This is a genomic window from Rhizobium leguminosarum, assembly GCF_010668065.1.
Classification (GTDB): domain Bacteria; phylum Pseudomonadota; class Alphaproteobacteria; order Rhizobiales; family Rhizobiaceae; genus Rhizobium; species Rhizobium leguminosarum_S.
Window position 1 is genome coordinate 424,102 of the sequence record NZ_WUEN01000005.1, and the last position, 13,337, is coordinate 437,438.

Annotated in this window: 13 protein-coding genes; 8 read left to right on the plus strand and 5 right to left on the minus strand. The window is 61.1% G+C overall.

Features of this window, described 5'->3' with window-relative positions:
- Positions 1-25 precede the first annotated feature (25 nt).
- The 8 genes from GR198_RS17295 (at position 26) to GR198_RS17330 (ending at position 8,082) form a co-directional block, all read left to right on the plus strand.
- Entirely contained in the window at positions 26-2,242 is a 2,217-nt protein-coding gene (locus GR198_RS17295) for a primosomal protein N' (RefSeq protein ID WP_164069310.1), read from the plus strand.
- Positions 2,243-2,322: 80 nt separating this feature from the next.
- Positions 2,323-2,712 carry an AGROH133_08824 family phage infection protein gene (locus GR198_RS17300; protein ID WP_003543471.1) on the plus strand — a complete coding sequence of 130 codons (390 nt, stop codon included), beginning with the start codon at positions 2,323-2,325 and terminating at the stop codon, positions 2,710-2,712.
- A 255-nt stretch (positions 2,713-2,967) separates the two neighbouring features.
- Positions 2,968-3,534, plus strand: a complete 567-nt coding sequence (locus tag GR198_RS17305; RefSeq protein WP_312876454.1) for a F0F1 ATP synthase subunit delta — start codon at positions 2,968-2,970, stop codon at positions 3,532-3,534.
- On the plus strand, positions 3,534-5,063 hold the full coding sequence (gene atpA, locus GR198_RS17310) for a F0F1 ATP synthase subunit alpha (protein ID WP_012759250.1): 1,530 nt from the start codon (positions 3,534-3,536) through the stop codon (positions 5,061-5,063). The genes GR198_RS17305 and atpA overlap by 1 nt, the downstream gene beginning before the upstream one ends.
- Before the next feature lie 28 nt (positions 5,064-5,091).
- Positions 5,092-5,976: a F0F1 ATP synthase subunit gamma gene (locus GR198_RS17315; protein ID WP_164069311.1), complete on the plus strand. Its 885-nt coding sequence runs from the start codon at positions 5,092-5,094 to the stop codon at positions 5,974-5,976.
- Between the two features lie 23 nt (positions 5,977-5,999).
- Positions 6,000-7,436 carry a F0F1 ATP synthase subunit beta gene (gene atpD, locus GR198_RS17320; protein WP_012759248.1) on the plus strand — a complete coding sequence of 479 codons (1,437 nt, stop codon included), beginning with the start codon at positions 6,000-6,002 and terminating at the stop codon, positions 7,434-7,436.
- Positions 7,436-7,675, plus strand: a complete 240-nt coding sequence (locus GR198_RS17325) for a hypothetical protein (RefSeq protein WP_003543462.1) — start codon at positions 7,436-7,438, stop codon at positions 7,673-7,675. The genes atpD and GR198_RS17325 overlap by 1 nt, the downstream gene beginning before the upstream one ends.
- Entirely contained in the window at positions 7,675-8,082 is a 408-nt protein-coding gene (locus GR198_RS17330; protein ID WP_012759246.1) for a F0F1 ATP synthase subunit epsilon, read from the plus strand. Before GR198_RS17325 ends, GR198_RS17330 begins: the two co-directional genes overlap by 1 nt.
- 212 nt (positions 8,083-8,294) lie before the next feature.
- Here GR198_RS17330 and GR198_RS17335 read toward each other — a convergent pair whose 3' ends face one another.
- From GR198_RS17335 to GR198_RS17355, 5 genes are all read right to left on the minus strand, one after another.
- Positions 8,295-9,032, minus strand: a complete 738-nt coding sequence (locus tag GR198_RS17335) for a sugar transferase (RefSeq protein WP_164069312.1) — start codon at positions 9,030-9,032, stop codon at positions 8,295-8,297.
- A gap of 167 nt (positions 9,033-9,199) precedes the next feature.
- On the minus strand, positions 9,200-10,420 hold the full coding sequence (locus GR198_RS17340) for an acyltransferase family protein (RefSeq protein WP_164048645.1): 1,221 nt from the start codon (positions 10,418-10,420) through the stop codon (positions 9,200-9,202).
- A gap of 182 nt (positions 10,421-10,602) precedes the next feature.
- Positions 10,603-11,613 (minus strand): ABC transporter substrate-binding protein, encoded by a 1,011-nt coding sequence (locus tag GR198_RS17345; protein WP_164069313.1) that lies wholly within the window; start codon positions 11,611-11,613, stop codon positions 10,603-10,605.
- Positions 11,614-11,681: 68 nt separating this feature from the next.
- Complete coding sequence (locus GR198_RS17350; protein ID WP_164069314.1) at positions 11,682-12,494, minus strand: ABC transporter ATP-binding protein; 813 nt, start codon at positions 12,492-12,494, stop codon at positions 11,682-11,684.
- Positions 12,491-13,297, minus strand: coding sequence for an ABC transporter permease (locus tag GR198_RS17355; RefSeq protein ID WP_029871004.1), 807 nt, complete (start codon positions 13,295-13,297; stop codon positions 12,491-12,493). The genes GR198_RS17350 and GR198_RS17355 overlap by 4 nt, the downstream gene beginning before the upstream one ends.
- Positions 13,298-13,337 lie beyond the last annotated feature (40 nt).

Below are 13,337 nucleotides of genomic sequence, written 5' to 3' on the forward strand. Positions count from 1 at the left end.
CGATTTGCGGGCATGGTCTCGCGCGATGAGCACAGATTCGTCCGATCTCTTTGGCGCGCTTTTCGAGGCACCGCCTGCGAACCGAACGGTTCCCGTGCTGGTGCCGATGCCGGCGCCGAAACCCTATTCCTATTCGGTGCCGGATGGCATGGCGGTCGAGCCCGGCTCGGTCGTGCAGGTGCCGCTCGGTCCGCGGCAGGTGATCGGCGTCGTCTGGGACGGCGGCGAGGACGGCGTCGATCCGAAGAAGCTTCGGCCGATCAGCCATGTCTTCGACTGCCCGCCGCTTTCCAGGGAGATGCGGGATTTCATCGATTGGGTGGCGATCTATACGCTCTCGCCGCCCGGCCTCGTCGCGCGCATGGCGCTGCGGGCGCCGAACGCCTTCGAACCGGAACCGATGGTGGAAGGATTGAAGCTCGTCGGCGGCGAACCGGAGCGGATGACGCCGGCGCGCGCCCGGGTCCTCGATACGGCCTCCGACGGTTTTTCCTGGACGCGCAGCGGCCTTGCCCATGCGGCGGGTGTCTCGACGAGTGTCGTCGACGGGCTGGTCACGCTCGGCATTTTTGAGGCGATATTCCTGCCGCCGCCGCCGGTCGTTGCGATGCCGGATCCGGACTTTGCCGCCGCACGTCTCGAAGGGCCGCAGAAGCAGGCGGCTGAAGAGATCGTTTCCGATGTTCGCAAGGGCGAATTTTCGGTGTCGCTGATCGACGGGGTGACCGGCTCCGGCAAGACCGAGGTCTATTTCGAGGCGATTGCCGAGACGCTGAAACGTGGCAAGCAGGTGCTGATCCTGCTGCCGGAGATCGCGCTGACGGCCAGTTTCATGGAGCGCTTTCAGGACCGCTTCGGGGCAAAGCCGGCCGAATGGCATTCCGATCTTGCGCCGCGCATGCGTGAAAAGGTTTGGCGCCAGGCGGTGACCGGCCAAGTGCGCGTCGTGGCGGGCGCTCGCTCGGCGCTCTTCCTGCCCTTCGAGGATCTCGGCCTGATCATCGTCGACGAGGAACACGATCCCGCCTACAAGCAGGAGGATCGCGTCTTCTACAATGCTCGCGACATGGCCGTCGTGCGCGGCCGCATCGGCGATTTCCCCGTCATTCTGGTGTCGGCGACACCGTCGGTCGAAAGCCAGGTCAACGGCCAGAGCGGGCGCTACAGCACCGTCCACCTGCCGACGCGTTTCGGCGATGCGGCGATGCCGGACCTGCATCTGGTCGATATGCGCAGGCACGCGCCGGAGCGGGGCGGCTTCCTGTCGCCGGTGCTGATCCGGGCGATCGGCAAGACGGTGGAAAAGCGCGAACAGGCGCTGCTCTTTCTCAATCGGCGCGGTTATGCGCCGCTGACGCTCTGCCGGGTCTGCGGCCACCGGTTCCAATGCCCGCAATGCTCGAGCTGGCTGGTGGAGCATCGCTTCCGCAAGCAGCTGCAATGCCATCAATGCGGCCATGCCGAGCGCACCCCAGAGGCCTGCCCGGAATGCGGCACGCTCGACCATCTCGTCGCCTGCGGGCCAGGCGTCGAGCGCATCGCCGAGGAGGTGGAACGGCATTTTCCGGAGGCGCGGACGATCGTTCTCTCCTCGGATATCATGGGCGGGGTGAAGCGGCTGCGGCTGGAGCTGGAAGCGATCGCCAAGGGCGAGGCCGATATCGTCATCGGCACCCAGCTCGTCGCCAAGGGCCACAATTTTCCACTGATGACGCTGGTCGGCATCGTCGATGCCGATCTCGGCCTTGCCAATGGCGACCCGCGCGCCGCCGAGCGCACCTTCCAGCTGTTGTCGCAGGTGACGGGCCGGGCCGGGCGCACCGGCCTCAAGAGCCATGGGCTGCTGCAGACCTACCAGCCGCAGCATCCTGTCATGCAGGCGATCGTCTCCGGCGATTCCGACGCCTTCTACGAGCGCGAGATCACCGAACGCGAACGCGCCCTATTGCCACCCTTCGGCAGGCTCGCCTCGATCATCGTTTCGGCTGAAACCCGCCACGACGCCGAAAACCATGCGCGCGGCATGCGCAACGCCGCACCGCAGGTGTCGGGCATCTCGGTACTCGGCCCGGCCGAAGCGCCGCTTGCGTTGGTGCGCGGCCGCCACCGCTTCCGTCTTTTGGTCCACGGCCGGCGGAACTCGGACATGCAGGGGTTCCTGCGGGCGATGCTGTCGCAATCGCCCAAAGAGCGCGGATCGGTGCAGGTGCAGCTGGATATCGATCCGCAGAGTTTTCTCTAAATCAAATGCCGTCGCCATTCCCTCCTTTTTCGGCACATGCCATAAAACACTGATTCATCCGGGTGATTTGGGGCTGATGCATGGAGTTTTACTTTCCGACCGAGTTTGGCGAGCAGCTTGCCTTTTGCTCCGCCGCTTTCACGGCGCTCGCCGGCTTCATCATGATGTTCGCGCCGGGCCAGACTTTCCGTCTTCTCGGTCTGCAGGCGCAGGAGGGGCGGCCGGAAGGCTTCGGCGAGGGGCGCTCGATGGGCGGTTTCTATCTCGGCTTCGGGCTGTCGGCGATCATGCTCGCCCAGGACTGGATCTATATGGCGCTCGGCGCCTCCTTCGCGATGGCTGCCTTTGCCCGTGTTATCTCGATCCTGTCCGATAAGGGGAGTAATCTCGTCAACTATTTACTCCTGGTTGTGCAGATCGCTTTGGCCGCGCTACCGCTGCTCTACGTTTTCGGCTTCACCCAGACGTGACTCTCGCTGCCGGCAGACGGCTTGTTCGGCCTGCTTTCAGGCCATTGCGCGATTTTGCAGACAGAAATTCATGTGAAAGGCGTATTCGGGCATTACGCGTGTTGCGAGTCCGAACATCCTATGTTAGACGGACCCCGAATTTCGGAAGAAGCAAGAGGCTTCTCTTGTGATTTCTGGGGGAAATCAAAACGAATTCAAGATCATAGGTTCGGCGCCCGCCGAGAGCCGGATTTTGGGTTGAAATCAGGGAAATTTGTGCCAGTGGCAGACACGTCCCAGCTTACTTCTGGTGTTGCAGAACGCTATGCCTGGTCGCTTTTCGAACTGGCGCTCGAGCAGGGCGCCGTCGATAGCGTCACCGCCGATCTTGATCATTTCCAGGCGATGCTGGATGAGAGCGCCGATCTGAAGCGTTTCGTCGCAAGCCCGGTTTTTTCCGCTGAAGACCAGCTGAAGGCGATCGTCGCCATCAGCGAGAAGGCCGGCATCAGCGGTTTCTTCGCCAATTTCCTGAAGGTCGTGGCGCGCAACCGCCGCCTGTTTGCTCTGCCGGGCATGATCAAGGCCTTCCGCATCATCGCCGCGAACCATCGCGGTGAAATCTCCGCCGAGGTCACCTCGGCGCATGCGCTTTCGCAAGCGCAGGAAACCGAATTGAAGGTGGCACTCAAGAGCGTTACCGGCAAAGACGTGACGATTGCCGTCACGGTTGATCCGTCAATTCTTGGTGGTCTGATCGTGAAGGTCGGGTCCCGTCAGATTGATACGTCTCTTCGTACCAAACTCTCTACCCTTAAGCTCGCATTGAAAGAGGTTGGCTGATGGATATCCGCGCCGCGGAAATTTCCGCAATTCTCAAAGACCAGATTAAAAATTTCGGCAAAGAGGCAGAAGTCTCGGAAGTCGGCCAGGTTCTCTCCGTCGGTGACGGTATCGCTCGTGTCTATGGTCTGGACAATGTCCAGGCCGGTGAAATGGTCGAGTTCCCGGGCGGCATCCGTGGCATGGCGCTGAATCTCGAATCCGACAATGTCGGCGTCGTCATCTTCGGCTCCGACCGCGACATCAAGGAAGGCGACACCGTCAAGCGGACCGGCGCCATCGTTGACGTTCCGGTTGGTCCGGAACTGCTTGGCCGCGTCGTCGACGCGCTCGGCAATCCGATCGACGGCAAGGGCCCGATCAACGCGACGCGCCGTTCGCGCGTCGACGTCAAGGCTCCCGGCATCATTCCGCGCAAGTCGGTTCATGAGCCGATGTCGACCGGCCTCAAGGCCATCGACGCGCTGATCCCGGTCGGCCGCGGCCAGCGCGAGCTGGTCATCGGTGACCGCCAGACCGGCAAGACCGCGATCCTTCTCGATGCCTTCCTCAACCAGAAGGCCATTCACGACAACGGTCCGGAAGGCGAAAAGCTTTACTGCGTCTACGTCGCCGTCGGCCAGAAGCGTTCGACCGTCGCCCAGTTCGTCAAGGTGCTCGAAGAGCGCGGCGCGCTGAAGTATTCGATCATCGTTGCCGCCACTGCTTCCGATCCGGCGCCGATGCAGTTCCTGGCTCCGTTTGCCGGCTGCGCCATGGGCGAATATTTCCGTGACAACGGCATGCATGCGCTGATCGGTTACGACGACCTGTCCAAGCAGGCCGTGTCCTACCGCCAGATGTCGCTGCTGCTGCGCCGCCCGCCAGGCCGCGAAGCCTATCCGGGCGACGTTTTCTACCTGCACTCGCGCCTGCTCGAGCGTGCTGCGAAGATGAACGACGACAAGGGCGCCGGTTCGCTGACCGCTCTGCCGGTCATCGAAACGCAGGGCAACGACGTGTCGGCCTTCATTCCGACCAACGTGATCTCGATCACCGACGGCCAGATCTTCCTTGAAACCGACCTGTTCTATCAGGGTATCCGCCCGGCCGTGAACGTCGGTCTGTCGGTTTCCCGCGTCGGCTCGTCGGCTCAGATCAAGGCGATGAAGCAGGTCGCCGGCTCGATCAAGGGCGAACTTGCCCAGTATCGCGAAATGGCCGCCTTCGCCCAGTTCGGTTCGGACCTCGACGCTGCGACGCAGCGCCTGCTGAACCGTGGTGCACGCTTGACTGAACTCCTGAAGCAGCCGCAGTTCTCGCCGCTGAAGACGGAAGAGCAGGTCGCCGTGATCTTTGCAGGCGTCAACGGCTATCTCGACAAGCTGCCGGTCGCTTCTGTCGGCAAGTTCGAGCAGGGCTTCCTCTCATATCTGCGTTCGGAAGGCTCCGCCATCCTCGACGCGATCCGCACGGAAAAGGCAATCAGCGACGATACCAAGGGCAAGCTCAACGCTGCTCTCGATAGCTTCGCAAAGTCTTTCTCGTAATCAGGCCCTAAGTTAGGACGGATCACGGATGCCTTCACTTAAGGATCTGAAAAACCGGATCGCCTCCGTCAAGGCGACGCAGAAGATCACCAAGGCGATGAAAATGGTCGCCGCGGCGAAGCTTCGGCGTGCGCAGGAGGCGGCCGAGGCCGCCCGGCCTTATTCTGAGCGCATGGGTGTAGTTCTGGCGAACATCGCCAAGGCCGTCACCGATGCCGATGGCGCGCCGACGCTGATGACCGGCACTGGCCAGGACAAGGTCCATCTGCTGGTGGTCTGCACGGCCGAACGTGGGCTTTGCGGCGGTTTCAACTCGCAGATCGCACGCTTTGCACGCGAACAGGTCCGCAAGCTGCTTGCCGAAGGCAAGACGGTGAAGATCTTCACCGTCGGCAAGAAGGGTCACGATATCCTTCGCCGCGAATTCGCCTCGCTCATCATCGAGCGCAAGGAATTGCGCGACGTCAAGCGCGTCGGCTTCGAGAATGCGGATCAGATCGGCAAGCGCGTCATCGAGATGTATGCTGCCGGCGAGTTCGACGTCTGCACGCTGTTCTATTCCGAGTTCAAGTCGGTGATCAGTCAGATTCCGACGGCGCAGCAGCTCATCCCGGCTTCAACGGGAGCTGTGCAGACCGAAGATGCCGCACATGCAGGCGCCGTCTACGAATACGAGCCGGATCCGGCATCGATCCTCGAAGATCTGATCCCGCGCAACATCTCCGTCCAGATCTTCCGCGCGCTCCTTGAGAACGTCGCAGGCGAGATGGGCGCCAAGATGAGCGCTATGGACAATGCGACGCGTAATGCCGGTGAGATGATCAACAAGCTGACGCTGAGCTACAACCGCCAGCGTCAGGCGCAGATCACCAAGGAACTCATTGAAATCATTTCGGGCGCGGAAGCGCTCTGAGGCTAGGAAAAGAGGGTCAGAAAATGGCTGAGGCAGCTACCCCCAAGATCGGCTCTGTCGGCAGAGTCACCCAGGTTATCGGCGCCGTCGTCGACGTTGCTTTCGAAGGCGAACTGCCGAAGATCCTGAACGCGCTGGAAACCAGCAACAACGGCAACCGCCTGGTTCTCGAAGTTGCGCAGCACCTTGGCGAAAACGTCGTCCGTACCATCGCGATGGACTCGAGCGAAGGTCTCGTTCGCGGCCAGGAAGTCGCCGATACCGGCGCTCCGATCATGGTTCCGGTCGGCAACGAGACGCTCGGCCGCATCATGAACGTCATCGGTGAGCCGGTCGACGAAGCCGGTCCGTTGGTCACCGCTCACAAGCGCTCCATCCACCAGGAGGCGCCGTCCTATGTCGAGCAGTCGACGGAATCGCAGATTCTGGTCACCGGCATCAAGGTCGTCGATCTTCTGGCTCCCTATGCACGCGGCGGCAAGATCGGCCTCTTCGGCGGCGCCGGCGTCGGCAAGACCGTTCTGATCATGGAACTGATCAACAACGTCGCCAAGGCGCATGGTGGTTACTCGGTTTTTGCAGGTGTCGGTGAACGCACCCGCGAAGGCAACGACCTTTACCACGAAATGATCGAATCGAACGTCAACAAGCATGGCGGCGGCGAAGGCTCGAAGGCGGCACTTGTTTACGGTCAGATGAACGAACCGCCGGGCGCGCGCGCCCGCGTCGCCCTGACCGGCCTGACGGTCGCCGAACACTTCCGCGACCAGGGCCAGGACGTTCTGTTCTTCGTCGACAACATCTTCCGCTTCACGCAGGCAGGTTCCGAAGTGTCGGCTCTGCTCGGCCGCATCCCGTCGGCCGTCGGTTATCAGCCGACGCTCGCAACCGACATGGGCCAGATGCAGGAGCGCATCACCACGACGACGACCGGCTCGATCACCTCGGTTCAGGCCATTTACGTTCCGGCCGACGACTTGACCGACCCGGCGCCGGCGACCTCGTTTGCTCACCTTGACGCAACGACGGTTCTGTCGCGCTCGATCGCTGAAAAGGGCATCTACCCGGCGGTCGATCCGCTCGACTCCACGTCGCGCATGCTCGACCCGATGGTCGTCGGCGAAGAACATTACGACGTCGCTCGTAAGGTCCAGTCGACGCTGCAGCGCTACAAGGCCCTGCAGGACATCATCGCGATCCTTGGCATGGACGAACTGTCCGAAGAGGACAAGATTGCTGTCGCCCGCGCCCGCAAGATCGAGCGTTTCCTGTCGCAGCCGTTCTTCGTCGCCGAAGTCTTCACCGGCTCGCCGGGCAAGCTGGTTGCTCTCGAAGACACGATCAAGGGCTTCAAGGGCCTCGTCAACGGCGAATATGATCACCTGCCGGAAGCTGCCTTCTACATGGTCGGCTCGATGGAAGAAGCGGTCGAAAAGGCCAAGAAACTCGCAGCTGCTTAATGAGCGATGCGCTAGACGAGATATTCTGCTGCGACTCCCTGAAAGGGGTCGTGGCGGATCTTCCGGAACCGGCAGCGCCGACCGTCTATCGCGCCGATAATGGCGTGCTGATGATGGTGGTGGGGCTGGTCCAGAGCGAGGAAGGCCTCGGTTATCTCGACCAAGCGATAATGCACTGCCCGTTCTGCGGGACTAAATTGCAAGATGCGAAAGCCATAGCCGAGAAGGTAAGTCACTGATGGCTGACAATTTCAACTTTGAGCTCGTTTCGCCGGAGCGTCTGCTGCTGTCGGAGATGGTGACCGAGGTCGTCATCCCCGCGACTGAAGGCGAGATGACGGTCATGGCAAACCATGCGCCGACGATGACGACGATCAAGCCAGGTGTCGTGAGCGTGCGTTCGGCCTCCGGCAAGAAGCAGGACTACGTGGTGTTCGGCGGCTTTGCCGATATCCTGCCGACAGGCTGCACATTGCTGGCCGAATCGGCAGTTCCGGTCGAGGAACTCCACAAGGACGAACTGACGCGCCGCATCGAGGCCGCCCGTAAGGAACTCGAACATGCCGAGCTGCACGAGCACAAGTCGAAGCTCGAACACTTCATCATGGAACTGACGCACCTGCGCGGCGTCGTTCAACAGGATTGATTACAATCGGTAAGATCCATGAAAAGCGGCCGCGATGGCCGCTTTTTTGTTTCTGCCTTTATCTGTCGATGTACGGAAAACAGCGCTATCGGCCGAGTTAAAATTAAGACGCGGCCGCAGCAATTCAAAGGGCTAATGCGACCTTTGCGCGTCTGAAAAGACGCGTGACACTGCAGGGGTCGCCTACCTCTGGCAGTGATGCCGAGATCGTCTCAGAAGCCGGTGCCGCCGCGCAGCTCGATGACGACCGTCTTGAACAGGATCTTCAGGTCGAGCAGCAGGCTGAAATTCCTGACATAATAGATATCGCAGGCGATGCGAGCGCGAGCTGCCAGCGGCCGCGCCGTCGGGCCGCGCCAGCCGCGCGTCTGCGCAAGGCCGGTGATGCCGGGGCGCATGATGTGGCGGTAGTGGTAGTCCGGCACCAGTTCCTCGTAGAGCCGACCGGCTGCCCGCATATTGATGGCGTGGCAGCGCGGGCCGACCAACGACATCTCACCCCTGAGAACGTTGAAAAGCTGCGGCAGCTCGTCGATATTGGTCTTGCGGAGCAACGAGCCGATGCCTGTCACCCGGCTGTCGCCCTTGACGGTCTGTTGAATGCCGCTCGGATCGCAAGCTTCCGCGCGCATCGACCGGAACTTGAAGACCGTGATCTTCCGGCCGTTCAGCCCCCAGCGGATCTGGCGGAAAAACACCGGACCGCCATCGTCGAGTTTGATGAAAAGAGCGATTGTCAGAAAAAGCGGCGCCAGCACGATGAGGGCGCTGACTGAGGCGACGATGTCGATCAACCGCTTCACGCTGAGCCGCACAGCCATCTTTCTTTCGATAAGGGAAAAGCTATCCGGCTGGCGAATGTTGGAGTTCGCTATAACCAGGGTCTTGGTTTTGTCCTGACGCTGAGACGGATCGAAGCGTGGATTCGTCTTCGAAGTAAAAGCATTCATTACGCAAGGTCCACAAGTTTAGATGCGATACTGAACAACATGGAGACAAATACATGGTCACGTATCGTTTGTCATCGGTATAAATAAGAATTTGATAACCCTAAAGACACCAAAAATGGGAGTATTCCGCGTTAACATTAATGCCTGTAGTTGCGCTTACGGGAAATTTATACTTTGAAAGGAGTAGCCCGATTGGGTTGACGAGATGTCAGCCGGTTTCCGAAATGGATCGCCGGCTTTTCCAGCAGCGCGTAGCTGAGGGTTGCGACCAGAAGGATGAGCGCTGCCGCCAATCCGCAAGACTGCAGCCAGCCGGTGACGACATTTTCCGAGGAAACGCCGAACGAACCCGGGTCGAGCCTCTGGATCAATATCAGGATGATCTCCTGCCAAATATAGATGCCGAAGGAGATCTTTGCGATATAGCGGACAGGAGCGTTGTCGAGCAGCCTGCCCAGGCGTTGCGAATGGCTGAGCGAAACGAGCGCCGTTGCGACCGCCAATGGAAAGACCGGAAAGCCATAGGGGATTTCGAGCCAGCCGTAAGCGTCGGGAGAGCCGCCGGGCGATATGACGAGGCGGTAGGCGGCAATGGTGAGGGCGAGGAGCGCTGCGGCATCGAACCAGAAGGAGCGCCTTCTTGGCAGCATGATCTCGATGGCGGCGGCAAGCGCGCCGAGCGCGAAGACGGCAAAGAAGCCGATCGGGTTATATCTCGGCATCCATTCCTTCGCCCCGCCCTGCAGGCCGTACTGCCAGCCGCGTTCGATGTCGTCGAGCGGAAAGAGGGTCAGGATCAGCACATGGGCGAGGAGTACGCCCGTGATGACGCAAAGCCAGGCGAAGCGGGCAAGCAACGGGCGCTGCCTGAGGAATGGCAAACGAAACAGCAGGAGAAAGCAGACCGGCAGGAGCACATAGCTGGTGACCTCGAAGGGAATGGACCAGAGCGGCCCGTCGGCTTCGACAGGAAACAAGGTGCGCCAATGCCACTGGCTCATGAACAGCAGCCCGGAGACATAGCGGAGCACAAGCTCAGGCGTCAGCGGCAGGGCAAGCAGCGTCAGGCTGAGGGCGAAGCCAATGGTGGCGGCGAACCAGAAGCCCGGAGCGATGCGCGCCATCCTGCGGATCGTGTAATGCCGGAGGTTCGGCATGTCGCTGCCCGCGTCGAGCGCGCGCCAGAAGGGATGGGCAAGAAGAAAGCCGCTGAGGACGAAGAAGATGGCGACGCCGAAATTGCCGAAGCGGAGGATGTTTGCGGTCGGTCCGAGTTCGTCGGGGATTCTGCGCATATCCAGCCGCAGCGCGAAGTGGTGGGCGAGCACCAGCAGACAGGCCGTCGCGCGCAGAAAGTCCGCTCCGGCCAGTCTCTCCTGTTGTCGCATCCTGCCTCCCCACCTTGCCCAGAGCATGATGCCGAAAAGTGTGAGCGGTTTTCGGACGACATCATGCTCTACTTCTTTGATTTAGATACGGATTCGAACCTTAAGCCGATCCGGCCTAAGATCTGAATCCGTATCTAGGATTTTGCAGCGGAAAGCCGCGACGGGCAAGGCAGGCGTTGGGCTCAGTCGAGAAGTTCGTTGGTATAATAGGTGGAAAAGTCCGGCTTCTCCTTGAGTGCGGCGCCATTGGCATCGACCAGAATGCCATTCTCCATCAGGAAGCTGCCGAGGGCCTCGGCCTTTGCCGGGTCGAGCTTACCGATCACACCGGCCTCGGATTTCAGAAAGTGCCCCTCGATCAATGCCTTCTGAGAAGCCTTTACCAGTTCCGTATTCATCAGTGCGCCGTTGCTTCCAGAGATCAGCAGGTCGCAGGCTTCGTCGGGATGGTCGACGGAGTAGGCATAACCCTTTCGTGTCGCCTGGATGAAGGCGCGGGCGTGTTCCCGACGTGCGGAGAGATAGGCGTCGCTGGAGACGATGACCGTCGTCTGCTCGTCGGGAATGCCATAATCGGAATAGTGGAAGCGGCCGATCTTCCGGTTTTCCAGTTCGGCAGCGATGCCTTCCCAGGTGTAGATCTCCAACGTGAAATCGATCGAGCCATTGTCCAGAGCTTCGTAAGCGGAGGTGCCGAGGGTGACGGTCTTGACGTCACCTTTGCCGCCGTCATTGCGGATCATCGCGGAGATCAGCGCGCTCTCCCAGGTGCCGCCAAAGCCGCCATAGGTCTTGCCGTCGAGGTCTTTCGGGCTCTTGATATCGTCGCGTCCGCCCTTGAAGATCAGGCGTGCGGTTTCCGTCTGGACGACGCCGTAGACCATCTTCACGTCACCGCCGCCAGCGCGTTGCGTGAGGGTCTCGATCTCGCTGCTGATGCCGAAATCGGCAACGCCGTTCGACACCAGCGTTCCGGCGCTGGTATCGGTGAAGGGGAGAATCTCGACATCGAGCCCGGCATCGGCATAAAAGCCCTTCGCCTTGGCGACATAGATGCCGATATGGTTGGTGTTGGGCGTCCAGTCGAGCGCGATGCGAACCTTTGCGGGCGCCGATTGGGCGAAGGCGGGGCGGCCGGCGAGGCTTGCCGCGATGGCGGCGAAGATCGTCTGGCGACGGGTGAGAAGCAGCATGGTGACCTCCTCAGGTCTCTTGAGCATGATGCCGAAAAGCGTGAGCGATTTTCGGGCGACATCATGCTCTAACTCTTTAAATCAGAACAGGATTCAGGTTTGAGGCCGACCGGCCTAAAATCATCCTGTTCTAGCGGATGAAGCAGGGTTTGCAGGATTTCGGTTTCGATCGCCTGGGCCGCCGGCGAGCCGAGATCGGCAATGCTTCTCGGACGGGGCAGGGGAACGCGGAATTCGCGGATGATACGCGCCGGACGGGCCGAAAGCACGTAGATCCGGTCGGAGAGGAACACGGCCTCGCGAACATCATGGGTGATCAGCAGCGCCGTCCAGCGGTGTTCGGTCCACATGCCCTGCAGCCATTCCTGGATCTGCGTACGCGTCAGCGCGTCGAGCGCGCCGAAAGGCTCGTCGAGCAGCAGCATGTCCTGGGTCTGGACGACAGTGCGCAGCAGCGCGGCGCGCTGGCGCATGCCGCCTGACAGTTCGGAGGGATAGTGGTGTTCGAAGCCGGCAAGGCCGAAGCTCTCGAACAGCGGCGCGACGGCGGCGCGGGCCGCGCGACGGCTCATGCCTTTCACCTCGAGACCGAGTGCGGCATTGTCGATGATCCGACGCCAGGGCATCAGCGCGTCGCGCTGCGGCATGAAAGCGAAGGAATGTGGCGCCTGTTCCAGCGGCGCGCCCTTGAAAAGCATGGTGCCGGAATCGGGCCGAAGCGCCTGTGTCAGCAACCTCAGTACCGTCGACTTTCCGGAGCCGGACGGGCCGACGATCGAAACGAACTCGCCGTCTGCGACGGTGAGCGAGATGTCGCCCAGCACCTTCATGCCGTCGAAGGACTTCGAGATGTTGCGCAGTTCAACCATTGCATCGCTCATCGGCGCTGCTCCCCGGATTGTTGCCAGGGCATGACGAGGCGCTGGATCAATAGCGTCGCTCCGAAGAGGCAGAGTGTCAGCACGGCGCTGACGACGACGGCGGCGAGCACGAGATCGGGGCGGAAGTTGTTCTTAGCGTTGAGGATATAGATGCCGAGGCCGCGGGCGGCACCGGCATATTCGGCAAAGATCGCGCCGACGACGGCATAGGTGATCGAGATTCTGAGGCCGGCGAAGAAATAGGGCAGCGAGGAGGGAAGCCGTGCCAAGCGGAAAATGCGCCAGCGGCTCGCCTTCATCGAATTCAGCAATTCGGCGATGTCGCGGTCGGTCGATTCATAGCCCTGCAGCAAGGCGACGAGCAGCGGGAAGAAGGTGACGAGCGCCACCAGCAGGATCTTCGGCAATAGGCCGAAGCCGAACCAGAGGACGACGAGGGGGGCGATCGCCACCAGCGGCAGGGTCTGGCTGGCGATGAAGATCGGCAGCAATGCCCGGCGCATGAAGGGCACGAAATCCATGAGGATCGAGGCGGCGAAGGCGAAGGCAAGCGACAGGGCGAAACCTCCGAGTGTCGCGCCGAGCGTCGGCCAGGTGTTTGATATCAGCGCCTCGCGGTTCAGCCAACCCTGGATGACGATACGCGACGGCGCCGGCAGGATGGACGGTTTGATGCCGGAGAGATCGACATAGAGTTCCCATGCCGCCAAGAAGGCGCAGCCGGCGAGCAAGGCGGGTATGCCCCGGTAGAGAGCGGCGCGGAGCGCGGCAAGGCGCGAATCCGATGGTTGTGGCAGTGTCATCAGCGTTCGTTTCAGGCTTTCGTCGGCTGCTGCATAATTC

Coding starts and splice junctions, on each gene's coding strand:
- GR198_RS17295 (WP_164069310.1), top strand. CDS start 26: ATGAGCACAGATTCGTCCGATCTCTTTGGCGCGCTTTTCGAGGCACCG.
- GR198_RS17300 (WP_003543471.1), top strand. CDS start 2,323: ATGGAGTTTTACTTTCCGACCGAGTTTGGCGAGCAGCTTGCCTTTTGC.
- atpA (WP_012759250.1), top strand. CDS start 3,534: ATGGATATCCGCGCCGCGGAAATTTCCGCAATTCTCAAAGACCAGATT.
- GR198_RS17315 (WP_164069311.1), top strand. CDS start 5,092: ATGCCTTCACTTAAGGATCTGAAAAACCGGATCGCCTCCGTCAAGGCG.
- atpD (WP_012759248.1), top strand. CDS start 6,000: ATGGCTGAGGCAGCTACCCCCAAGATCGGCTCTGTCGGCAGAGTCACC.
- GR198_RS17325 (WP_003543462.1), top strand. CDS start 7,436: ATGAGCGATGCGCTAGACGAGATATTCTGCTGCGACTCCCTGAAAGGG.
- GR198_RS17330 (WP_012759246.1), top strand. CDS start 7,675: ATGGCTGACAATTTCAACTTTGAGCTCGTTTCGCCGGAGCGTCTGCTG.
- GR198_RS17335 (WP_164069312.1), bottom strand. CDS start 9,032: ATGAATGCTTTTACTTCGAAGACGAATCCACGCTTCGATCCGTCTCAG.
- GR198_RS17340 (WP_164048645.1), bottom strand. CDS start 10,420: ATGCGACAACAGGAGAGACTGGCCGGAGCGGACTTTCTGCGCGCGACG.
- GR198_RS17345 (WP_164069313.1), bottom strand. CDS start 11,613: ATGCTGCTTCTCACCCGTCGCCAGACGATCTTCGCCGCCATCGCGGCA.
- GR198_RS17350 (WP_164069314.1), bottom strand. CDS start 12,494: ATGAGCGATGCAATGGTTGAACTGCGCAACATCTCGAAGTCCTTCGAC.
- GR198_RS17355 (WP_029871004.1), bottom strand. CDS start 13,297: ATGACACTGCCACAACCATCGGATTCGCGCCTTGCCGCGCTCCGCGCC.